At 69.1% G+C, this 21,524-nt stretch carries 19 protein-coding genes; 6 read left to right on the top strand and 13 right to left on the bottom strand.

From position 1 onward, the window contains the following. Positions 1-174 precede the first annotated feature (174 nt). The 4 genes from ACWGID_RS01340 to ACWGID_RS01325 form a co-directional block, all read right to left on the bottom strand. On the bottom strand, positions 175-2,718 hold the full coding sequence (locus tag ACWGID_RS01340; RefSeq protein WP_452193300.1) for an ATP-dependent Clp protease ATP-binding subunit: 2,544 nt from the start codon (positions 2,716-2,718) through the stop codon (positions 175-177). Positions 2,719-3,057: 339 nt separating this feature from the next. After that, complete coding sequence (locus ACWGID_RS01335; RefSeq protein ID WP_452193298.1) at positions 3,058-3,387, bottom strand: histone-like nucleoid-structuring protein Lsr2; 330 nt, start codon at positions 3,385-3,387, stop codon at positions 3,058-3,060. 223 nt (positions 3,388-3,610) lie between these two features. Next, on the bottom strand, positions 3,611-5,131 hold the full coding sequence (lysS, locus tag ACWGID_RS01330) for a lysine--tRNA ligase (protein WP_452193297.1): 1,521 nt from the start codon (positions 5,129-5,131) through the stop codon (positions 3,611-3,613). 10 nt (positions 5,132-5,141) lie between these two features. Then, positions 5,142-6,353 (bottom strand): MFS transporter, encoded by a 1,212-nt coding sequence (locus ACWGID_RS01325; RefSeq protein WP_452193295.1) that lies wholly within the window; start codon positions 6,351-6,353, stop codon positions 5,142-5,144. A gap of 56 nt (positions 6,354-6,409) precedes the next feature. Between ACWGID_RS01325 and ACWGID_RS01320 the strand changes: the two genes are divergently transcribed. The 4 genes from ACWGID_RS01320 to ACWGID_RS01305 all read left to right on the top strand — a co-directional run bounded on the left by ACWGID_RS01320 (position 6,410) and on the right by ACWGID_RS01305 (position 9,123). Further along, positions 6,410-6,982, top strand: coding sequence for an ArsR/SmtB family transcription factor (locus tag ACWGID_RS01320; RefSeq protein WP_452193293.1), 573 nt, complete (start codon positions 6,410-6,412; stop codon positions 6,980-6,982). Between the two features lie 74 nt (positions 6,983-7,056). Beyond that, entirely contained in the window at positions 7,057-7,503 is a 447-nt protein-coding gene (locus tag ACWGID_RS01315) for an NfeD family protein (protein ID WP_452193291.1), read from the top strand. After that, the gene (locus tag ACWGID_RS01310; RefSeq protein WP_452193289.1) at positions 7,491-8,399 is read left to right on the top strand and encodes an SPFH domain-containing protein; all 909 of its coding nucleotides are present in this window, start codon (positions 7,491-7,493) and stop codon (positions 8,397-8,399) included. The genes ACWGID_RS01315 and ACWGID_RS01310 overlap by 13 nt, the downstream gene beginning before the upstream one ends. Positions 8,400-8,445: 46 nt before the next feature. Further along, the gene (locus tag ACWGID_RS01305; RefSeq protein ID WP_452193287.1) at positions 8,446-9,123 is read left to right on the top strand and encodes a DedA family protein; all 678 of its coding nucleotides are present in this window, start codon (positions 8,446-8,448) and stop codon (positions 9,121-9,123) included. Here the strand turns inward: ACWGID_RS01305 and ACWGID_RS01300 are convergent. Then, complete coding sequence (locus ACWGID_RS01300) at positions 9,109-10,407, bottom strand: hypothetical protein (RefSeq protein ID WP_452193286.1); 1,299 nt, start codon at positions 10,405-10,407, stop codon at positions 9,109-9,111. The genes ACWGID_RS01305 and ACWGID_RS01300 overlap by 15 nt on opposite strands. Before the next feature lie 145 nt (positions 10,408-10,552). Between ACWGID_RS01300 and ACWGID_RS01295 the strand changes: the two genes are divergently transcribed. Next, positions 10,553-11,113 carry a carboxymuconolactone decarboxylase family protein gene (locus ACWGID_RS01295; protein WP_452193285.1) on the top strand — a complete coding sequence of 187 codons (561 nt, stop codon included), beginning with the start codon at positions 10,553-10,555 and terminating at the stop codon, positions 11,111-11,113. Here ACWGID_RS01295 and ACWGID_RS01290 read toward each other — a convergent pair. The 7 genes from ACWGID_RS01290 to ACWGID_RS01260 all read right to left on the bottom strand — a co-directional run bounded on the left by ACWGID_RS01290 (position 11,101) and on the right by ACWGID_RS01260 (position 18,053). Continuing rightward, positions 11,101-12,531: a multicopper oxidase family protein gene (locus ACWGID_RS01290; RefSeq protein ID WP_452193799.1), complete on the bottom strand. Its 1,431-nt coding sequence runs from the start codon at positions 12,529-12,531 to the stop codon at positions 11,101-11,103. The two genes, ACWGID_RS01295 and ACWGID_RS01290, sit on opposite strands and share 13 nt — an antisense overlap. A gap of 35 nt (positions 12,532-12,566) precedes the next feature. Beyond that, complete coding sequence (locus ACWGID_RS01285) at positions 12,567-12,890, bottom strand: hypothetical protein (protein ID WP_452193283.1); 324 nt, start codon at positions 12,888-12,890, stop codon at positions 12,567-12,569. A 183-nt stretch (positions 12,891-13,073) separates the two neighbouring features. Continuing rightward, positions 13,074-13,838, bottom strand: coding sequence for a type III pantothenate kinase (locus ACWGID_RS01280; RefSeq protein WP_452193281.1), 765 nt, complete (start codon positions 13,836-13,838; stop codon positions 13,074-13,076). After that, positions 13,838-14,692: a carboxylating nicotinate-nucleotide diphosphorylase gene (gene nadC, locus ACWGID_RS01275; protein WP_452193279.1), complete on the bottom strand. Its 855-nt coding sequence runs from the start codon at positions 14,690-14,692 to the stop codon at positions 13,838-13,840. The genes ACWGID_RS01280 and nadC overlap by 1 nt, the downstream gene beginning before the upstream one ends. Next, positions 14,685-16,343, bottom strand: coding sequence for an L-aspartate oxidase (locus ACWGID_RS01270; RefSeq protein WP_452193277.1), 1,659 nt, complete (start codon positions 16,341-16,343; stop codon positions 14,685-14,687). Before ACWGID_RS01270 ends, nadC begins: the two co-directional genes overlap by 8 nt. A 22-nt stretch (positions 16,344-16,365) precedes the next feature. Beyond that, positions 16,366-17,193: a pantoate--beta-alanine ligase gene (gene panC, locus ACWGID_RS01265; protein ID WP_452193275.1), complete on the bottom strand. Its 828-nt coding sequence runs from the start codon at positions 17,191-17,193 to the stop codon at positions 16,366-16,368. After that, positions 17,190-18,053, bottom strand: coding sequence for a Rossmann-like and DUF2520 domain-containing protein (locus ACWGID_RS01260; protein ID WP_452193273.1), 864 nt, complete (start codon positions 18,051-18,053; stop codon positions 17,190-17,192). The genes panC and ACWGID_RS01260 overlap by 4 nt, the downstream gene beginning before the upstream one ends. Positions 18,054-18,136: 83 nt before the next feature. Between ACWGID_RS01260 and ACWGID_RS01255 the strand changes: the two genes are divergently transcribed. Continuing rightward, positions 18,137-18,700: a 2'-5' RNA ligase family protein gene (locus tag ACWGID_RS01255; RefSeq protein WP_452193271.1), complete on the top strand. Its 564-nt coding sequence runs from the start codon at positions 18,137-18,139 to the stop codon at positions 18,698-18,700. Here ACWGID_RS01255 and ACWGID_RS01250 read toward each other — a convergent pair. Then, positions 18,690-21,476 (bottom strand): AAA family ATPase, encoded by a 2,787-nt coding sequence (locus tag ACWGID_RS01250; RefSeq protein ID WP_452193269.1) that lies wholly within the window; start codon positions 21,474-21,476, stop codon positions 18,690-18,692. The genes ACWGID_RS01255 and ACWGID_RS01250 overlap by 11 nt on opposite strands. Positions 21,477-21,524 lie beyond the last annotated feature (48 nt).

The following is a 21,524-nucleotide window of genomic DNA, read 5'->3' as shown; positions in this document are numbered from 1 at the left end:
CGGGCGGGCGGCGGGCCCGCGGGGGTGTGGGGGGGCGGGGGGGGGGGGGGTTGGGGGCCCACCCGGCGCCGGCGGCCGGGCGCCGGCTCAACGGGGCGCGGCCCCCCCAACGGGTGGGCCGCCCCCCCCACCACTGGGATTGCTTGGTGTTGGCCCGGGGGCCTGCCTGCAGGGTCAGGAGTCCTGGAGGCCGGTGCCGGGGGTGCCGCCGGCGGCGAGGTCGGTGAGTTCCAGGTCGGACTCGGTCGACTTCTGGTTGCCGGTGAAGGTGAAGTACTCGGCCAGGCCGTCTTCGTTGACGGTGCCTTCCGGGGCCGCGTCCACCAGGACGATCTGGCCGGGGCGGAGTTCCCCGAACAGGATCTTCTCGGCGAGCACGTCCTCGACGTCGCGCTGCAGGGCGCGGCGCAGCGGGCGAGCACCCAGGACCGGGTCGAAGCCACGCTCGGCGACGAGCTTCTTGGCCGCCGGGGTGAGCTCGATGCCCATGTCCTTGTCCTTCAGGCGCTGCTCGATCTGGGCGACCATCAGGTCCACGATCCGGACGATGTCGTCCATCGTGTGCTGGTGGAAGACCACGATCTCGTCGACGCGGTTCAGGAACTCGGGACGGAAGTGCTGCTTGAGCTCCTCCGTGACCTTGCCCTTCATCTTCTCGTACGAGCCGCCGACGTCGTTCGCCTGCGCGAACCCGAGGCTGACCGCTTTCGCGATGTCCTTGGTACCGAGGTTCGTGGTCATGATGATGACGGTGTTCTTGAAGTCGACCACGCGGCCCTGGGCGTCGGTCAGGCGACCTTCGTCCAGGATCTGCAGCAGCGAGTTGAAGATGTCCGGGTGGGCCTTCTCCACCTCGTCGAACAGCACCACGCTGAACGGCTTGCGGCGGACCTTCTCGGTCAGCTGGCCACCCTCTTCGTAGCCGACGTACCCAGGAGGCGAACCGAACAGCCGGGAGGCCGTGTGCTTCTCCGAGTACTCCGACATGTCGAGGCTGATCAGTGCGTTCTCGTCACCGAACAGGAACTCGGTCAGCGCCTTGGACAGCTCGGTCTTACCGACACCGGACGGCCCGGCGAAGATGAACGAGCCGCTCGGGCGGCGCGGGTCCTTCAGGCCGGCGCGAGTACGCCGGATCGAGCGGGACAGCGCCTTGACCGCGTCTTCCTGGCCGATGTAGCGCTTGTGCAGCTCCTTCTCCATGTCCAGCAGTCGCGAGGACTCCTCCTCGGTCAGCTTGAACACGGGGATGCCGGTCGCGGTGCTGAGCACCTCGGCGATCAGCTCCTCGTCGACCTCGGCGACGACGTCCATGTCGCCGGCCTTCCACTGCTTCTCGCGCTCGGACTTCGCGTTGATGAGCTTCTTCTCGTCGTCGCGCAGCCGCGCGGCGCGCTCGAAGTCCTGCGCGTCGATCGCCGATTCCTTCTCCCGGCGAACGGTCGCGATCTTCTCGTCGAACTCGCGCAGGTCCGGCGGCGCCGTCATCCGGCGGATCCGCAACCGGGCCCCGGCCTCGTCGATCAGGTCGATCGCCTTGTCCGGCAGGAACCGGTCGGAGATGTACCGGTCGGCCATCTGGGCGGCGTTCACCAGCGCGGCGTCGGTGATCGTCACCCGGTGGTGCGCCTCGTACCGGTCGCGGAGGCCCTTGAGGATCTCGATCGTGTGTGCGATCGAGGGCTCGGCCACCTGGATCGGCTGGAACCGGCGCTCCAGGGCGGCGTCCTTCTCGACGTACTTGCGGTACTCGTCGAGGGTGGTGGCGCCGATGGTCTGCAGCTCACCGCGGGCCAGCATCGGCTTCAGGATGCTCGCCGCGTCGATCGCGCCCTCGGCCGCGCCGGCCCCGACGAGGGTGTGGATCTCGTCGATGAACAGCACGATGTCGCCGCGGGTGCGGATCTCCTTGAGCACCTTCTTCAGGCGTTCCTCGAAGTCACCGCGGTAGCGCGAACCGGCCACCAGGGCACCCAGGTCGAGGGAGTAGATCTGCTTGTCCTTCAGCGTCTCCGGGACGTCACCACGGACGATCTGCTGGGCCAGACCTTCCACGATGGCGGTCTTGCCGACGCCCGGCTCACCGATCAGGACGGGGTTGTTCTTGGTACGGCGGGACAACACCTGCATGACCCGCTCGATCTCGGTCTCGCGCCCGATCACCGGGTCGAGCTTCGCCTCACGAGCGGACTGGGTGTAGTTCCGGCCGAACTGGTCGAGCACCAGAGAGCTGCTCGGCGCACCCTCGGTGGGCGCACCGGCAGTGGTCGTCTCCTTGCCCTGGTACCCGCTCAGCAGCTGGATGACCTGCTGCCGGACCTTGTTCAGGTCCGCACCGAGCTTGACCAGGACCTGCGCGGCGACACCCTCACCCTCGCGGATGAGGCCGAGCAGGATGTGCTCGGTGCCGATGTAGTTGTGGCCCAACTGCAGGGCCTCGCGCAGGGAGAGCTCCAGCACCTTCTTGGCGCGGGGGGTGAACGGGATGTGCCCGCTCGGAGCCTGCTGCCCCTGGCCGATGATCTCCTCGACCTGGGAACGTACGGCCTCGAGCGAGATACCCAGGCTCTCGAGAGCCTTGGCGGCGACCCCTTCACCCTCGTGGATCAGGCCGAGCAGAATGTGCTCGGTCCCGATGTAGTTGTGGCTGAGCATCCTGGCCTCTTCCTGAGCCAGGACGACTACCCGACGGGCGCGGTCCGTAAATCGTTCAAACATCGCCAAAGCGCTCCTTGCCTCAGAGGAGTCGGACGTGCCGTGTTGGCCGACCCCCGTACATGCATGCTAGTCCCCGGGGCCGACAGCCTCGCTCTCGGCGAACATCCGATCACGCGTCAACCAGCCTCCCGGGCGGCATCACAAGGGAACAACCGCACAGATCTCCAGCGTGTTCCCGCGCGACCGGGATGGGACAGCATGTTCGCCACCAGCGAATTCGCCGAACTACCTGTCCGGTCAGCCATCAGGCGCGACACGCCCGGTCCCACTCTGTGAAACAACCGGAATGCGGACGGTCCCGGCGCCGATTAGGGCGCCGGGACCATCAGCAACTGGAAATTACTTGGCGTCGTTGTACGCCGCCCGCACCTCGGCGGAGATCCGGCCGCGCTCGCTGACCTCGTACCCGTTCTCCTTGGCCCAGGCCCGGATGTCGGCGGAGTCCGACGCCGACCGGCCGCGGCCGCGCGCCCGGCCCGCTGCACCCCGGCGGCCGGAGACCCGGCGGCCGGAGCCGACGTAGGCAGCCAGGGCGTCGCGCAGTTTGGCGGCATTCTTCTTGGACAGGTCGATCTCGTACGTCGTTCCGTCCAGTCCGAAGGTGACGGTCTCGTCGGCCTTTCCGCCGTCGAGATCGTCCTCGAGAACCACCTGCACCCTTTGCGCCATCGATGACAACCTTTCCGCGCCCGCCATCGGGCACAATCCCCCTGCCGAATTGTTAGCACCTGATTTGTACCGCACAAACCGGCTTCGTGTCATTCATCGACGCCGCACCGTCGTTCGTGACTTTGAGTATTCATCCGATCCACAACCGGACCGACCGGAATGAATTCGACCCCGGATTTGCAGGACCCGTCCGTTGTGCTATGCAACTACCGGCCGAAGGAAATCACTCGGGCCGGAGCAACGGGAAGAGAATCGTCTCCCGGATACCGGTCCCGGTGAGCAACATCACCAGCCGGTCCAGGCCCATCCCCATACCACCGGCCGGCGGCATCCCGAATTCCATCGCCCGCAGGAAGTCCTCGTCGAGTTCCATCGCCTCCGGGTCACCCGCGGCGGCCTGCACCGACTGGGCTTCCAGCCGATCCCGCTGGATCACCGGGTCGTTCAGCTCGGAGTACGCGACCCCGAGCTCGACGCCGTTGAAGAACAGGTCCCAGGCCTCGACCAGTCCCGGAATTTCCCGGTGCGGCTTCGCCAGCGGCCGCGCGGACTCCGGATAGTCGCGGACAAAGGTGGGCTGGATCAGGGTGTGCTCGCAGAGCTTCTCGAACAAGTCGACGGCGATCTCGCCGGCATTCCGGCCGGGCTGCAGCTCGACCTCGTGCTGATCGGCCAACTTCAGCAGCGTGGGCAGGTCGGTGGTCACGTCGACACTCTCGCCGACCGCTTCGGACAGCAGCCCGAAAAGCGTCGCGTGCCGGAACGGCTGCTCCACGTCGATGGTCGAACCGTCGCGCCCGGTGACGGTCGTCCGCCCGATCGCGCGACCGGCGTTCCGGATCAGCTCCTGGATCAGCTCGGCCATCGTGTCGTAATCGCCGTACGCCTGATAGGCCTCGATCATCGAGAATTCCGCCGAGTGGGTGGAGTCCAGCCCCTCGTTACGGAACGTCCGGCCGATCTCGTAGACCCGGTCGACGCCGCCGATCATCGCGCGCTTGAGGTCGAGCTCGAGCGCGATCCGCAGCTTCATCTCCTGGTCGAACGCGTTCAGGTGCGTCGAGAACGGGCGGGCCGCGGCGCCACCGTTGGTGAGCTGCAGCACCGGCGTCTCCACTTCGACGAAGCCGTGCTCGTCGTACGTCGCGCGCAACGCCTTCAGGACGGCCGCCTTGGCGCGGACCATCTCGCGCGCCTCGGGCCGCACGATCAGGTCGACGTACCGCATCCGGACGCGCGCCTCTTCGCTGAGCGGCTTGTGCTCGTTCGGCAGCGGGCGGAGCGTCTTCGCGGCCATCTGCCAGGCGGTGGCCTGCACGGACAGCTCACCGCGCCGGCTGGTGATCACCTCGCCCTGCACGGCCAGCAGGTCGCCGATGTCGACGAGTTGCTTGAATCGGGCCAGCTCCTCCTCACCCAGGTCCGCCAGCGACAGCATCACCTGGAGCTCGGTCCCGTCGCCCTCGCGGAGCCGGACGAAGCACAGCTTCCCGGTGTTGCGCAGGAAGATCACCCGGCCGGCCACCGAGACCTGCTCGCCGGTCCGGGTGTCGGCCTCGAGGTCCTGAGCGTCGTACTTGGCCCGGAGGTCCTTCAGCAGGTGCGTCCGCGGCACCGAGAGCGGGTACGGCGGCACTCCTTCCGCCAGCAGGCGGTCACGCTTCTCCCGGCGGACCCGCATCTGCTCGGGCAGGTCGTCCTGCCCGCTGTCGGGGTTCACCGGGTCCACGTGTGCATCAGTCATGCAGCAAAGGCTAGTGACTGACTGCCTCGAGCTCCGAATCCTTTGTTCGTACGACGAGGACCCCGGCGACCGCGGCGGCCACCGCGCACGCCACTCCGCAGACCACGAAGGTGCCCCGCGGACCGAGAAGTGCGCCCGCCAGACCGCCCAGGAGCAGGGCCAGAACGCTGAACGATCGGACCGTCCCGTTGAGGGCCGCGATCACCCGGCCGCGGACACTCTCGGCGGATCTGGTGACCACCAGTGAGCTGGTCGCGGCGTTCAGCATGCCGCTCCCCAGACCGATCGTGGTCGCGCCGATCATCAGCGTGACGAAGTTGCCGGCCAGCCCCATCAGGACGCACGAGCCGCCGATCGCCGCCATCCCGGCGACGACTCCCCCGGACCGCGCTCGGTCGCTGTGCAGCCGTCCGCTGTACCAGGCACCGGCGATCGCTCCTGCCCCGGTCGCCGCCCCCGCAGCGCCGTACAGGCTGGGGCCGAGGCCGAGCTCGCCGGTGATGAGGAACACCTCGACCACGTTGACCGCCTCGCCGACCACGACGAACAGCCAGAGCGCCGGCACCAGGATCCGCAGGACGTCGTCACCGAAGATCGCCCGCAGACCGGCCATCACGGCGCCCTGTTCCTTCCCGCTCCCGCGCTCCGGCGTACGGCGGGTTCGGACCGCGCGCGCGACGATCACCAGGACCAGGAAGGTGGACGCATCCACCAGCAGCGCGCCGCGAGTGCCGGACCAGCCGACCAGGACGCCTCCGACCGCGGAGCCCGCCAGCGTGGCGACGCCGATCAGGGCCTGACTGGTCCCAGTGGCGCGGCCGATCAGTTCCTCGCCGACGATCCGCGGGATCAGCGCACCCCACGCGGGACCGGCCACGGCCTGACCGATCTGAAGCACACACACCAGCACCAGCGTGTGGACCAGGTCGTTCACGAACGCGAGACCGACGCCGGCCGCGACCTGGAGCAGCCCGGACCAGACCAGGACCGTCCGCGAGTCGTACCCGTCCACGATCCGCCCGGCGAACGGGATCATCGCGACGGTCGGTACGGCGAACGCGAGCAGCAGAGCCGTGACCGCGGCGGGACCGTGGCCGTCGGAGACCCGCAGCATCAGCGCGATCAGCGCGATGGAGTCCCCCGCGTAGGACAGCGCCCGGGCGGGCAGCACCAGCCGGGCGTCCCGGTGCGACCAGATCGAAGTCTGAAGTGTTTGCTTCATAGTTGTGAAGTAAACACTTCAGATTCCGGGCCGTCAAGCAGTAAGGTGACGGCGTGGTGAAGCAGAAACGAGTGGAGATCTCGGACCCGCGGGCGATCCGGGCGCTGGCGCATCCGGCGCGGCAGCGGATCATCGACGAGCTCTACAGCGGCCGGGTGCTGACGGCGACCGAGTGCGCGGAGCTGGCCGGCCTGACTCCGTCGGCGACCAGCTACCACCTCCGCGCGCTGGAGCGCTGGGGCATCATCGAGCGCGCCGAGGCCTCCGGCGACGGTCGCGAGCGCCCGTGGCGCGCGCTCGGGACCGGCCTCACGATCTCGTCGCAGTCCGCGGGGTCCGGCCGGCTGGCCAGTCAGGCGATGATGCGGGCGAACGTCGACCGGTTGATGGAGCAGTTCGAGGAACTCGGTGCGGACGACCCGTGGGACGCGCTCAGCAGCTTCAATCGCACCCGGCTGTGGCTGACCCACGACGAGGCGACCGAGCTGATCACTCGGCTGACCGACCTGGTCGACGAGTACCGGAAGGGCCGGACGGCGACGTCGCACCCGGCCGGCACCCGGCCGGTCACAACCCTGCTGGCCTTCGTCCCGACCGGAGCGCCACCGAAGGCGACCGAAGGCAGCTGAACCGTTAGCTACCGGAGGGCGTATTGCGGAGTACCTTCGAAGTGAGCGGTACTTTCCGCTGTCGGGTGGTTGTCATGCAGTCCTGGGTCCTGTGGTTGATCGTCGCCGCTGTCCTCGGCTCGGCCGAGTTGCTGACAGCGACCTTCGATCTGCTGCTGCTCGCCATCGCCGCGCTCGCCGCGGCCGGGACTGCCGCGCTCGGGCTCGGTGTCGGTTTCCAGGTGGTCGCGTTCGCGATCACCGCTGCCGCGATGGTGACCCTGGTCCGGCCGGTCGCGCGCCGGCACCTGACCGGGCACCCGAAGCTGCGCACCGGGGTCGCCGCCCTGATCGGGCGGGAAGCCGTGGTGCTGGCCGCCTGTGACCGCGACGCCGGCCGGGTCCGGATCGGCGGCGAGGAGTGGAGCGCCCGCTCCTACGACCCCGGCCTGCAGATCCCCGCGGGCACCCGGGTCGACGTCTTCGCGATCGAAGGGGCCACCGCCCTCGTACATCCCCAGGAGGAACCATGGCCGAACTGATCATCGGACTGGTCGTCGCCCTGCTCGCCATCGTGCTGGTCGTCCGGACGGTCCGGATCGTGCCGCAGGCGCGGGCCAGCAACGTCGAACGTCTGGGCCGGTACCTGCGCACCCTCGAACCCGGGCTGAACGTCCTCATCCCGTTCGTCGACCGGCCCCGGCAACTGATCGACCTGCGCGAGCAAGTGATCTCGTTCGAGCCGCGCTCGGTGATCACCGAGGACAACCTGGTCGTCGACATCGACACGGTGCTCTATGTCCAGGTCACCGATCCCCGCGCGGCGGCGTACGAGATCGCCAACTTCGAGCAGGCGATCGAGCAGCTCACCGTCACCACCCTGCGCAACGTGATCGGCAGCCTGGACCTGGAGAAGGTGCTGACGTCCCGCGAGCACATCAATTCCCAGCTCCGCGGCGTGCTGGACGAGGCGTCGGGCAAATGGGGCATCCGGGTGAACCGGGTCGAGCTGAAGGCGATCGATCCGCCGCCGTCGATCAAGGAGTCGATGGAGAAGCAGATGCGGGCGGACCGTGAGAAGCGGGCCGCGATCCTCACCGCCGAGGGCGTGCGGCAGTCCCGGATCCTGACCGCCGAGGGCGAGCGGCAGGCCGCGATCCTGCGCGCCGAGGGTCAGGCGAAGGCGATCGACACCGTGTTCGAGGCGATCCACCGCAACGACCCGGACCCGAAGCTGCTCGCGTACCAGTACCTGCAGATGCTGCCCGAACTCGCCAAAGGCCCCGGCAACACGTTCTGGGTGATCCCGTCCGAGGTCACCGCCGCGCTGCAGAACGTCACCAAGGCATTCACCGGCGAGACCCAGAACCAGACACCGGCCGAGACCCCGAAGATCCCGTCGGGGAACGGCCACAACCCTGAGATTCCCCGGGGATAGTTGCCCCCTCACCAAATCGGTTGTCCGACGATGTCACTATGGGTGCATGGGGGAACCTCTGCTGCTCGCTCAAGCGATCGCCATCCCGACCGGGGTGGCGATCCTCGCGTATCTGGTGGTCGGACTCGTCATCGGCGTGGAGAGCATGGGGGTGCCGCTGCCCGGTGAGACCACGCTGATCGCGGCCGCCCTGCTCGCCTCGCAGCAGCACCACCTGAAGATCGAGTACGTCATCATCGCGGCCGCTGCCGGCGCGATCATCGGCGACTCGATCGGGTACTTCATCGGCCGCAAGGCGGGCCGCCGGCTGTTCGAACGGCTCGGCCGCCGCTTCCACCACTTCTCCGAGGACCGGATCGTCCGCGCCGAGAAGTACTTCCACAAGTACGGCGTCTGGACGGTCTTCTTCGGCCGCTTCGTCGCGCTGCTGCGGATCTTCGCGGGCCCGATGGCCGGCATGCTGCGGATGCACTACCCGCGGTTCCTGGCCGCGAACGCGGCCGGCGGCATCGCCTGGGCCACCACCATCGGCATCGTCGCGTACAAGATCGGCGACAACGCGGACAAGATCTTCGGCCGGGTCTCGGTCGGCGCCGCGATCGCGGTCGCGGTGGTCGTGGTCGGTCTGTACGTCGTCCACAAGGTCCGCAAACGCCGCCGCGACGCCGTCACGACTCCCGAGCAGACGGCCCAGACCGCGGCCGCCGAGTCAGCGGATGTGTAGCGCCAGTTGAGCCGTGGTGGTCCCGTCCAGCGGACGGCCGAACATCATCGCGCCCGGGATCACGAACCGGTAGACGAAGTCCCCGGGCTGCCCGGCCTTGAACGCCAGCGCGGCGACCCCGTTCCGCATCGCCACCGCCTTGAGGTTCGTCCAGGTCCGGGTCTGCCGGTTCCAGGCCTGCAGCATCACGGTGGTGTTCATCGCCGGCTTCACGGTCGTGGACACGGTGACGGTGGTCCCGCGGGCCTTCGCCGTCGCGCCCCCGGCGAATCCGGCCGAGGCGACCCGGACGATGCTCTTCGTGTACGCCGGTTTGCTGGTCGACGGCCCCGTGATCATCCCGCCCTTGGTGTACACCGGCACGGTGATCTTGTACGGACGGCTGCCACCCGTCGGCACCGCGACGTCGTAGTACCCACCGGGCGTCGTCGTACCGCGTGCCGCCGGGGTCCAGCGTGCGCCCGGGGTGGCCTGGGTCAGCACCACGACCGGTACGCCGGCCGGGGTCGCGCGCTGGCTGGTGCAGGGCACGTCGAGGTCGCAAGCGACCTGGTGCAGGATGACCCGGCCACGGATCCGGATCGGGACACTGAACTGCGCCAGCGCCGGCACCGCCGCGTTGATCGAGCTGGTCAGTCCGAGCACCTGCCCGCCGGTCCGGGTGCTCCACTCGTTCTGCGTGCGGAGCTGGAAGACGTACGGCGGTTTGATGCTCTTGATCAACTGCTGGTTCGCGGTGGTCGCCGGACCGATCGCCTTCAGCATCTGGCCGGTCCGCCCGACCATCGGCACGTACCGCTGGGTCTTCTTGCCCTTCACGTCCAGCGGGTCGTTCGGCGTGAAGTCCTGCGGTGCCACCGGCACCGACCACTTGACGAGCACACCGCGGCCCTGCGCCGCGACCGTGGCCCCGCTCGGCCGCACCGGGCCGTCGGTGTCGAACACTGGCGACTTCGCGGGCTTGCTGGTCACACCGCCCTGCGACGTCCCGGTCGCCACCGCGACCTTGTAGTTACCGTCCGGCGGGAACGCGGATGTCGGGATCTCCCAACGGTTCGGGTCACCGGCCGGGATGTACTTCACGTACGACGGGCTCTCGCTGAGCACACCCTCGATCGTGATCCGGTTCGGCTGGTTGGCGTCCTTCCAGGTCACCACCACCGCGGCACGCCCCTTGGGCGCCCAGGCGACCGCGACGTCGGTGGGCGCCGGGTCCGAGGCACACGCGGTCAACGAGGTCGCCCCCGCCACCACCGCCAGCGCCACGGCGAGCAACCGCCGCACCCCCACCACCTCGTCTCAGCCGCCTCACGATGCTGTCTCGAACCGATCGGGTGAACCTTACCCAGTACGAGGTGCTGCCCTCCCACAGCCGTTGCCGGATCGGTATCGCGCCCCTACCGTGAGAGAAGCCGCAAAGGGGGGCCAGATGGCTTTCATCAGTACGCCCAGCAACCCGGAGTTCTTCGAGGCGAACCGGGCCGCGGCCGGGCACATCCCGAACTTCGTCACCACGTTCGCTGCCCGACCGGCCGTGTACGACGCGTGGAAGCAACTGAACGGCGCGATCAGGGAGTCCATGGACCTGCGCCGCTACGAGCTCGCCACGCTGGCGGCCGCGAGCGCGCTGAAGTCGAGCTATTGCTGCCTCGCCCACGGGCAGGTGCTGGCCGACAAGTTCTACACCGCGGAGGAGGTCGAGGCGCTGGTCGCCGAGCCGCCGAACGACCCGGTCGACCGCGCGGTGATGGCGTTCGCCCGCAAGGTCGCCCTCGGTGCCGACAGCGTCACGCAGGCCGATGTGGACGAGCTGAAGTCCCTCGGGCTGACCGACGACGACGTACTCGACGTCGTCCTGGCTGCCGCGGCGCGCTCGTTCTTCTCCAAGACCCTGGACGGCACCGGCACGCAGCCCGACTCGGCGTTCAACGGGTTGCCGGAGTCGCTGCGTACGGCGCTCACGGTCGGCCGCCCGATTCACTCGGGCTGATTACCGGGGCCGCCCCCGAGGTGGAACTTCGTGCTGACGCCGGCGTACATCAGATGGGTGACCAGCCCCTGCGCGGCGTGCGGCAGGTTGTGGCAGTGGTCCATCCAGATACCCGGGTTGTCCGCCACGAAGGCGACCTCGTAGCTCTCGCCGTCCTCGACGTTCAACGAGTCCGTCCACCACGGGCTCCCGGTTGCCTTCGTCCCGTTCCGGCTCAGGACGACGACATGGTGTCCGTGCAGGTGCATCGGGTGCACCTGTCCTGAGGTGTTCTTGATCGTCATCCGGACGATGTCGCCCTCGTTGACCACGAACATCGGTACGTCCGGGAACTGGTGCCCGTTGATCGTCCACCACAGCCCGGGTTTCCCGTCGAAGAACCCGATCCGCCGGCCGATGTCGTACCGGAACGACCGGTCCGCCTTCGCGGGATCGAACCCGAGCGGCTTCGGGGACCCGTACGTCAGCAGGTCGACCCGGTCCGTCGGCTCCGTCCCAGTCGGTGCGTCGCCGTCCCCGATCACCAGCGTCGTCGGCCCACCACCGAGCCCGATCCGCACCGCCTTCACGGTCGGTACCTCGAGATCGACCCGGCCGCCCGCGGTGACGAGTACCTTCTTCCCGCTCACCACCGTCGGCGCGTTCACGTCCCGCCCGTCGACCGCGACCACCTTGTACGACGCTCCGTCGACCCAGACCGACATTGGCCCGTTGTCGGTGTTGATCAACCGCACCCGCGCGACCGGACCCGGCGCCTTCACCCGACGTTCGCCGTACTCGCCGTTCACCGTGCGCACCTGGTCGTCCGTGTGGATCGCGGCGATCACGTCCGTCGGTGTGGGTTGCACGACGAGTACGCCGTACAGGCCCTTCCGCACTTGTTCGTGGGAGATCTGATGCGAGTGGTACCAGTACGTGCCGGCGTCCCTCGCGACGAAGCGGTACACGTGCGACCCACCGGGGAGTACCGCGTCCTGGGTCACGCCCGCGACACCGTCCTCGGCATTCGGTACGTCGACCCCGTGCCAGTGCAACGTGATTCCGTCGGTCACGTTGTCGTTGTGCAGCGTGATCTGCACCAGATCGCCTTGTTTCGCGACGATTCGCGGACCGGGCGACGTGTGGTTCAAGGTGATGCCGTCCATCGAGCCACGGCCCGGGATGTCGAAGCGTTCCTTGCGCGCGACCAGGTCGACGACGACATCCGGCTTCTGCACGGGCGGTCCGGTCAATTCGCTGACGTCCACGCCGTGGTGGAGGTGGTCGGGGACCGGTCCGCCGCCGAAGTCGGCGTACCCCATCGTCATCGGCGACAGGTTGTTCGGGACCAGGCTGCGTTGCCAGAAGAAGCCGATCGGTGCCAGCACGACGATCGTCGCCAGCACCGCGAGCAGGACACGACGCGGCGGCAGCCGCATGGTCACGACCACCGCCGTTCAGTTGCCCAAGGCATCTATGCGGCCGCTTGGCCGGACTTCGCGCCGGCCACCTCCGGCACCCCGGCGGCGCGTCTGGATGCCAGCCCCGCGACCGCCAGCAGGGCCAGCGCGTTGAGACCGTGCAACGCACCGATCACCGGCACGGCGAAGGCCAGGAACGCGAGCGCGATCTGCAGCACGACGAGGCCGAAGACGTACAGCGCCCACTTCACGCCGCCTTCGACGTGCGCGAAGAACGACACGATCAGCAACAACAGCGCGAGCAACGGGATGATGGTCGACCCGACGATGCTGTGCAGGCTGTGACCCCAGTCGCCGTTGTAGTTCTTGTCGATCACCAGTCCGTCGTCGACCGTCCTTCAGCGCGATGAACCAGGCGGCCGCGATGGCCATCGCCTGCACCACCACGCCGATCGCGATCAGGCCGGCAATGATCCGATAAGCAGCTCTCATGGCTTCCCCCCAAAGTAGCTGCCTTCATGGTGGGACGGATCCCTCAAGCGCACAAGAGGAAATCACCCTCAGCTGTGGTTGCGGGCGAACGCCTGGTACAGGCCGTGCAGGGTCAGCAACGGTTCGTCGCGGACCGGCGTACTCAACTGACCGGTGAGCAGCGACGCGAGGGCGCCGGTGACGACGACCGGAGTGTCCGGGTCAAGAGACTGTTCGGTCCGGATCCGCGCGACCAGGCCGTCGACGAGCGCGGCGAAGCCGTGGATCGCACCGGATTGCAGGGCCTCCACGGTGTTCTTCGCGACCACCGACCGCGGCCGGACCAGCTCGACCCGGCGTAGTTGCGCGGCCACGGACCCGAGCGCGTCGGTCGCGGTTTCGATGCCTGGGGCAATCACTCCGCCGACGAACGCGCCGGCCGGGTTGACCACGTCGATGGTGATCGCCGTCCCGACGTCGACGACCAGGCAGGGCGCGCCGTACGCGTGCACCGCCGCGAGCGCGTTCGCGATCCGGTCGGTGCCGACCTCGCGCGGGTTGTCCACCAGCACCGGCAGCCCCGTCTTCACCCCCGGCTCCACCACCACGCTCGGCACGTCCCGGTAGTACCGCGACACCACGTCCCGCAACTCGTGCAGCACATGCGGTACGGCGGAACACACCGCGATCCCGCTGACGGGCCCTTCACCGGAGAGCAGGCCCTGCAACAAGACGGCCCACTCGTCCGCCGTACGGCGTGGATCGGTGCCGACCCACCAGTGCCGCTTGACCGTGCCGTCGAGCACCAGGCCAACCAACGTCCTGGTGTTCTCGACGGCGACGGCCAGCAACATCAGGCCTCCTGGAGATCCAACGCGATGTCGAGCACCGGCGCGGAGTGCGTGAGCGCACCGACAGCGAGGTAGTCGACGCCGGTCTCCGCGACGGCGCGGGCCACGTCGAGCGACAGGCCGCCGGAGGCCTCGAGCTTCGCGCGGCCGGCGATCTTCTCGACCGCTTCGCGCAGCAGCGGGACGTCCATGTTGTCGAGCAGGATCAGCTCGGCGCCGGACTCGACCGCGATCAGCGCGTCCTCGACCGAGTCGACCTCGACCTCGATCCCGATCTCCGGGTAGGCCTTGCGCACCAGCCGGAACGCCTCGGCGACGCCACCGGCCGCGATCACGTGGTTGTCCTTGATCAACGCGGCGTCGGACAGGCCCATTCGATGGTTCTTCCCACCACCGCAGCGGACGGCGTACTTCTCCAGCGAGCGCAGCAGCGGCATCGTCTTGCGGGTGTCCCGGATGACCGCGCCGGTGCCCTCGACCGCGTCCACCCAGCGCCGCGTCAGCGTGGCGACACCGGACAGGTGGCAGAGCAGGTTCAGCGTGGTGCGCTCAGCGGTGAGCAGCTGCCGGGTCTTGCCGCGGACCGTCATCAGCACGTCGCCCTGGCGGACGGACGCACCGTCGCGGACGCCGTACTCGATCTCGATCTCGTCCGGTGCGGCGACCTGGCGCAGTACCAGCTCGGCGATCTCCAGACCGGCCACCACACCGTCGGCGCGGGCGACCAGCTCGGCGACCGACACCTGGTCCGGGTCGACCGTGGCCGTGGTGGTCACGTCGACACCGCCGGCCAGGTCCTCCTCGATGGTCGCCCGCACGAGGTCACCGACCCACTGCCGGTCGACTGTCTCATCCATGCCGGTCATTCTCCTCGGATTCGTGCGGAACAAACGTGGCCCTCGGCACAGCGTTCTGGTCGAGTGTCAGGTCCAGGCTGCCGGACCAGTGCAGATCATCGCGGTCCGGGTGGTCCTCGCGCCAGTGCGCGCCACGGCTTTCCTCGCGAGCCGTCGCGGCCGCGATCAGGGCGGAGGCCACGGTCACCAGGTTCGTCGCCTCCCAGCCGGGCGTCCCGGGCTCGTCGTACGGCAGCTCGATCAGCTTCCCGATCGTCGCCCCCGCCTCCGCGAGCCCCGACGCGCTCCGGATCACACCGGCGCCGACCGTCATCGCCCGCTGCACCTCCGGCACGATGTCCGCGTCGACGAGTCCCGGCGTACGACGGTCCTCGGCCGGCTCCCGCTGCTCGGGCAGTCCGTCCGCGAGATGCGCGGCGATCCGGCGGGCGAAGACCAGGCCTTCGAGCAGCGAGTTCGAGGCCAGCCGGTTGGCGCCGTGGACGCCGGTGCAGGCGACCTCGCCGCACGCGTACAGACCGGGCACCGAGGTCTGGCCGTTCAGGTCGGTCCGGACGCCACCGGACGAGTAGTGGCAGGCCGGCGCGACCGGGATCAGCTCGTGGACCGGGTCGATCCCGTGCGAGCGGCAGGACGCCAGGATGGTCGGGAAGCGGACGCGCCACTTCTCGTCGCCGAAGTGCCGGGCGTCCAGGTACACGTGGTCTTTGCCGGTGGCAAGCATCTGGCGCATGATCGCCTTCGCCACGATGTCCCGCGGCGCCAGGTCGGCGAGCTCGTGCTGACCCTGCATGAAACGTTTGCCGTTGTGATCGACCAGGAACGCGCCCTCACCGCGGACGGCCTCGGACACCAACGGCTGCTGGCCTTTCGCGCCCTTGCCGAGCCAGAGCACGGTCGGGTGGAACTGCACAAACTCCAGGTCGCGCACCTGCGCGCCGGCCCGCAGCGCGAGCGCCATCCCGTCGCCCGTCGACACACTCGGGTTGGTCGTTGCCGCGTACAACTGTCCGAGACCGCCGGAGGCCAGGATCACCGCGCGGGCACGGATCGCGCCGACGCCGTCCAGCTGACCTTCACCCATCACGTGCAGGGTGACGCCGGCGACGGCACCGTCGTCGGTGGTCAGCAGGTCGAGTACCAGGGCGTGCTCGATCAGCCGGATGTCCTTGGCCCGCTTGACCGCGGCGACCAGGGCGCGCTCGATCTCGGCTCCGGTGGCGTCGCCGCCGGCGTGGGCGATCCGGTTGCGGTGGTGCCCACCTTCGCGGCCGAGCGAGATCTCGCCGTCTGCCATCGTGTCGAAGCGGGCGCCCAGGTCGATCAGGTCCCGCACCGCGTCCGGGCCCTCGGTCACCAGCACCCGCACGGCCTCCGGGTCGCTGAGCCCGGCGCCGGCGACGAGTGTGTCCTGCAGGTGCTCCTCGGGTGAGTCCTCCGGGTCGAGGGCGGCGGCGACGCCACCCTGCGCCCACTGCGTGGAGCCGGAGGCGACGACATCCTTCGTCACCACCAGCACGGAGCCCAGCTCGCGGGCCCGGAGCGCGGCGGTCAGCCCGGCGACGCCGGAGCCGATCACCACCACGTCGACAGAGTCGGTCCAACCAGCTTCCGGAGCGGCCAGCCGCTGCGGGACTGCGGGTGCGGTCATTCAGGGACCGTATCAACCGAATTCATCTGAGAGTGATGGAAATGTTGTCAATGAGACGCGTCTGACCCACCCGGGCGGCGATCAGCATCCGGGCCTCACCGGGGCCGATCACGGGACCGAGATCGGGCGCTCGCAGCGCGAGATAGTCGATCCTCACCGACGGCACCGCCTCGAGCTCGGCCTGCGCGGCCGCCAGTACGGCGTCCGGTCCGTTCATCCCCGCCTTCGCGCCGGCGCTGAGCGCGCGGTACAGCACCAGAGCCTCGTCACGCTCGGTCTCGCTCAGGTACCGGTTGCGTGAGGACATCGCCAGCCCGTCCGGCTCCCGCACGGTCGGCACCGGCACGATGTCGACGTCCATGTCGAGGTCGCACACCATCTCGCGGATCAGCGTCAGCTGCTGGTAGTCCTTCTCACCGAACAGCGCCAGGTCCGGCGCGGTGAGATGCAGCAGCTTCGACACCACGGTCAGTACGCCGGAGAAGTGCCCTGGCCGGAACACGCCCTCGAGCTCGTCCGCGAGCGGCCCCGGGTGCACCGTGATCGACGGCTCGTTCGGGTACAGCTCGTCCCGGGACGGGTTGAAGACCAGGTCGACGCCCTCGTTCTTCGCGATCGCCAGGTCACTGGCCAGCGTCCGCGGGTACCGGTCGAAGTCCTCGGACGGCCCGAACTGCAGCGGGTTCACGAAGATCGTCAGGACGACGCTGCCGTCCGGTCCGACCCGTTCCCGCGCCTCGCCGAGCAGCGCGGCATGGCCCTCGTGCAGGGCGCCCATGGTCATCACGACCGCCCGGGGCCGGATCGCGGCCGCGGCGCGCAGCTCGGCCTTCGTCTGAGTGAGTCTCATCGCGGTGCCTCCCCTGTCCGGTCCGGCCGCTGCCCGTTGCGGGCTTCGGCCAGTACGTCGGCGAACCGAGCGGCTGTCTCCGCGTCCAGCCGTCCGTCTTCCGCTGCCATCTCCACCGTCGCGCGGGCCAGTTCGGCGTACGTCGTCGCCTCCCGGTCCCGCAGTGCTGTCAGATGTGCTGCCACCGTGTCGACATCGCCCCGGGCAATGGGCCCGGTGAGCGCATGATGACCGGATCGCAGCGTGTTGTCGAGGGTTGCGGCCAGCAGCGGCCCGAGGGTCGCCGCCGGATCCGCGACGCCCGCTTCCCGCAGTACGCCGATCGCTTGGGCGACCAGCGTGGTCAGATGGTTCGCGCCGTGCACGAGACCCGCGTGGTACCGGGCGCGCTGGTCGTCGGCGACCCACTGCACCCGCCCGTTCACGGCCTTCACGAGCCGCTCGACGACGTACCTCGCGGCGTCCGGAGCGGTTGCGGTGAACATCACCCCGTCGAGGCTCACCGGTCCGCCCGGGAACGTCATCGAGGGATGCAGAGCGATCGGGGTCGCGGCCAGCCCGGTCAGCGGCGCCAGGCCGTGTGCGCCGGACAGGTGCACGACGTACTGCGCACTGCTCAGCGGCAGTGTCCGCGCGACCTCACCGATCAGGTCGTCAGGTACTGCGACCAGGACGACGTCGGCGCGGGTCGTGACCTCGTCGGCGCTCAGCACCGGCACAGCAGGCAGAAGCCGGGCGGCGCGTTCCTTCGACGCCTCCGACCGCGCGGTCACTCCGACCAGGGGATGCCCGGCGGCCGCCAAGGCTGCTCCCACGGCGGTCCCGGCCCGGCCGGCTCCGATCAAGCCGATCCGTTCCATCGCTCACTCTCTTCTCGTTCCAGTCCCGCAGGTGGGGTACCAGACGATCTACTTGTCAGCGTAGGTGATGAGAGCATGGGGCGGTGAGTGATGCGTGGGCTGCGGGGACCGAATTGACGGCGATTCTGATCACAGTGCCCGAGTTGGCGGCGTACACGGAGCGCTGGAGGTCGGTGTCGCGGTCCACCGCGAGACCGCAGGTCCCGTTGACCGAGCTCATCCCGCCGCACGTCTCGGTCCTGGTCCCCTGGGTCGCCGAACCCACCGACGCCGACATCGCCCGGCTGCGGTCCGCCGTCTCGTCGGTCGAGCAGTTCGATCTCAGTTTTCCGACCGCTGGTCAGTTCCCGAACGGCACCGCGTGGCTGAGGCCCGAGCCGTTCGACACGGTCCGCTCGCTGCTACAGGCCGTGTTCGCGGCCTTTCCCGAGTGCCCGCCATACGGCGGTGAGTTCCCGGACCCGCATCCGCACCTGACGATCTCGTCGTCCGCCCAGGGCGGCCCGGACGTGGTCGCCGAGGCGAACGCCGCGCTGGCGGCCGCACCGGCCCCGAGCATCAAGCTGACCGAGCTGGGACTGTGGCGCGAGAACGCCGAAGGTGTCTGGCGCCAGTTCGGCGCCGTACCGCTGGGTTCTAGTTCCTGACCTGGAAGCCCACTGCCTTCGACGCCTTCTTGCCCTGCCAGTCCTCCGGTACGTCGGCAGTCGTCAGCTCACGCAACTGGTCGACGCTGGGGTCGGTCAACGCGTTGATCCGGACGGACTGCTGCGACACCGTCGCCTCGAACAGGTTGCGGACGTCCCGCCCGTTGCCGAACTCGGGAGCCCGCCGGATCCGGTCCAGCAACGAGCCGACCCGCTCCACGACACCGTCGGCCAGCAAGTACCCCGCTTTATGGCTCTGGAACTCGAAGATCTCCTGGAGCTCGGGCAGCGAGTAGTCCGGGAACTCAACGGTCGTTGGCAGCCGTGAGCGCAGACCAGGGTTCTGCAGGAACAGCCCCTCCATCTGCTCGGTGTACCCGGCGAGGACCACGACCAAGTCGTCGCGGTGCTCCTCCATCAGCTGGATCAAGGTGGCGAGCGCGTCGGCGCCGTACGAGTGCCGGTCCGCCAGCGTGTACGCCTCGTCGATGAACAGCACCCCGCCCAGCGCCTGGTCCACCGCCCGCTGCACCTTGGGAGCGGTCTGGCCGATGTACTTGCCCATCAGCTCGTTGCCACTGGTCTCCACCAGCTGACCGACACCGAGCAACCCGAGGTCCCGGTAGATCTCCGCGAGCAGCCGGGCCACCGTCGTCTTCCCGGTGCCCGGGTTGCCGGTGAACACCATGTGCCGGGACCGCTCGGCCGGCGGCATCCCGGCCTTGGCCCGGAGCATGTCGGCCTGCGCCTCCGCGGCCAGCCGCTCAACGGTTTCCTTGACCTCGGTCAGCCCGGTCATGCCCTGCAGCTCGGAGCGTGGGTCCTCGTGCCGCGGCAGGTCGCCGATGCTCTCCTCGGCGAGATCGGCGACGTCGTCCCGCTCGATGGTCCGGACCTGTTCCATGGTCGGGGACTCGAGCGCGGCCAGCCGGACCGCCTGCAGCGTCGCGATCCGCTCCAGCATCGTGCGGACCGTGCGCGCGTTGCCGAACCCGGGCGCCCGCGGCACCTTGCGCAGGTCGGCCAGCACGAGGTCGGACACGCCCTCGCCGAGTTCGAATCCGGCCTGCCCGGCGGCCTGCAGGAAGATCTGGTGCAGCTCGCCGTCGGTGTAGTCCGGGAAGTTCACGAACGTCCGGACCCGGGACCGGATCCCCGGGTTGCTATCGACGAGCGAGTACATCTCCTTGGGGTAGCCGGCCATCACCACGATCAGGTTGTTGCGGTGCGTCTCCATCAGCTGGATCAGCGTGGCCACGGCCTCGCGGCCGAAGTCCCGTTCCGATCCGGTGAACAGCGAGTACGCCTCGTCGATGAACAGCACGCCACCCAGCGCCCGCTCGACCACCTCGGTGACCCGCGACGCGGTCTGACCGGTGAACGACGCGACCAGGTCGGCCCGTCCCACCTCGACCAGGTGACCGGACGACAGCATGCCCAGGTCCCGGTAGACCTCGGCCAGGATCCGGGCCACGGTGGTCTTGCCGGTGCCCGGGTTGCCGCTGAAGACCAGGTGACCCATCGGCTTCGGCAAGCGCAGCCCGGCCTCGGCCCGCAGCTTGGCCAGCTTCGCCTCCGCCACCAACTCGTGCACCCGGGTCTTCACCGGGCCCAGACCGGTCATCTCGTTCAGCTCGGCGATCGGGTCGCCGACGGCGGGCGCATCCGCCCGCTGCTTGTCCGGTGCGGCCGCTTCGGCCTCCACGACCGGCTTCGGCGGCCGGAACGCGTACAGGTCGCGCAGACCCTTGTAGAAGCCGGAGACGAGGTACAGCTGGTCGGAGGGCTTCGCCGTGTTGGGCATCCCGTTCAGGCTCGCGCCGACCTGGTACGTCGCGGCCAGGAACTCCCGCGCCTCGGAGTGCGCACCGGCCTCGACGGCCCGGATCATCCAGGCCTGCCGCCGGCGCCGCCACTCGGCCGGCTCCAGCCGGGTCTTGGCCTGGTCCAGCGCCTGCTGTACCTCGGCGGTCCCGGACGGGCCGAGCACCGAGAACGACAGCCCGGCCGGCAGATCGGTCCGCCCGATCTGCCCGAGCAGCGAGGCCACCTCGTCGGTGAACGGCCGCTCCGCCTCCGGCGTCACCGCCGCGATCCCGTCGTACGCCGCCTGCAACCGGTTCATCCCGAACACCAGCAGGTCCAGTGGGTTGCCGGACAGGTGCGGGAACGCTTGCCGGATGTCGTCGTCGCCGAACTCCTCGACCCAGCGCTTCGTCACCGCCGGCCGGTCCTCGGTCACGTGGAAGTCGAGCAGCGCCGGGTCCCCAAGGATGCGGTCCAGCATGGTGGCCATCGCCTTCCGGCGGGCCTCCAGCCCCGGGATCCCGGCCAGCAGGTCCAACAGGTCGCGGCAGCCGCGGATGACCTCCTCCTGCGACGCGTGGTCCTGGCGCAGCGGGAACGGGATGTCGAACTTCCCGGGGGTCTCCCGCCAGTTGGCGATGTTGGTATCGACCTCCTGCTTCTCCGCGCGCCACTCGTTCAGCAGCAGGAAGTGCAGGTTCCGCGCGCCACCGGCCAGGATGCCGATCGGCGGCCACAGACTCCGGAACATGTAGTAGAAGGTGTCGACCAGCAGCGGCGAACCCTCGACGAAGAACTTGTTGCTCGCCGACACCTGCCCCAGGACGGGCCGGTCGACCAGCTCGGCGATGTCCGCCTTCCGCGCCGCGAGCCACGCGGGAGTGACGACGTACGGCGGTTCCGCACCGACCACATCGAACGCCGGGTCGCCCTCGAACAGGACCGCGAGCTGCTCCGGAAGATTCGCCACGCTGCCTGATCCTAGAATCAGTCCGGTCCAATGCAACCGCACGGGTAG

The organism is Kribbella sp. NPDC054772, assembly GCF_053611945.1.
The sequence above is the reverse complement of the archived record's forward strand: the minus strand, read 5'-3'. Positions and strand labels throughout refer to the sequence as shown.

What these genes read in the sequence shown, in the direction of transcription:
- ACWGID_RS01340 (WP_452193300.1), bottom strand. Translation starts at nt 2,718, where the DNA reads ATGTTTGAACGATTTACGGACCGCGCCCGTCGGGTAGTCGTCCTGGCT.
- ACWGID_RS01335 (WP_452193298.1), bottom strand. Translation starts at nt 3,387, where the DNA reads ATGGCGCAAAGGGTGCAGGTGGTTCTCGAGGACGATCTCGACGGCGGA.
- lysS (WP_452193297.1), bottom strand. Translation starts at nt 5,131, where the DNA reads ATGACTGATGCACACGTGGACCCGGTGAACCCCGACAGCGGGCAGGAC.
- ACWGID_RS01325 (WP_452193295.1), bottom strand. Translation starts at nt 6,353, where the DNA reads ATGAAGCAAACACTTCAGACTTCGATCTGGTCGCACCGGGACGCCCGG.
- ACWGID_RS01315 (WP_452193291.1), top strand. Translation starts at nt 7,057, where the DNA reads ATGCAGTCCTGGGTCCTGTGGTTGATCGTCGCCGCTGTCCTCGGCTCG.
- ACWGID_RS01310 (WP_452193289.1), top strand. Translation starts at nt 7,491, where the DNA reads ATGGCCGAACTGATCATCGGACTGGTCGTCGCCCTGCTCGCCATCGTG.
- ACWGID_RS01305 (WP_452193287.1), top strand. Translation starts at nt 8,446, where the DNA reads ATGGGGGAACCTCTGCTGCTCGCTCAAGCGATCGCCATCCCGACCGGG.
- ACWGID_RS01295 (WP_452193285.1), top strand. Translation starts at nt 10,553, where the DNA reads ATGGCTTTCATCAGTACGCCCAGCAACCCGGAGTTCTTCGAGGCGAAC.
- ACWGID_RS01290 (WP_452193799.1), bottom strand. Translation starts at nt 12,531, where the DNA reads ATGCGGCTGCCGCCGCGTCGTGTCCTGCTCGCGGTGCTGGCGACGATC.
- ACWGID_RS01280 (WP_452193281.1), bottom strand. Translation starts at nt 13,838, where the DNA reads ATGTTGCTGGCCGTCGCCGTCGAGAACACCAGGACGTTGGTTGGCCTG.
- nadC (WP_452193279.1), bottom strand. Translation starts at nt 14,692, where the DNA reads ATGGATGAGACAGTCGACCGGCAGTGGGTCGGTGACCTCGTGCGGGCG.
- ACWGID_RS01270 (WP_452193277.1), bottom strand. Translation starts at nt 16,343, where the DNA reads ATGACCGCACCCGCAGTCCCGCAGCGGCTGGCCGCTCCGGAAGCTGGT.
- panC (WP_452193275.1), bottom strand. Translation starts at nt 17,193, where the DNA reads ATGAGACTCACTCAGACGAAGGCCGAGCTGCGCGCCGCGGCCGCGATC.
- ACWGID_RS01260 (WP_452193273.1), bottom strand. Translation starts at nt 18,053, where the DNA reads ATGGAACGGATCGGCTTGATCGGAGCCGGCCGGGCCGGGACCGCCGTG.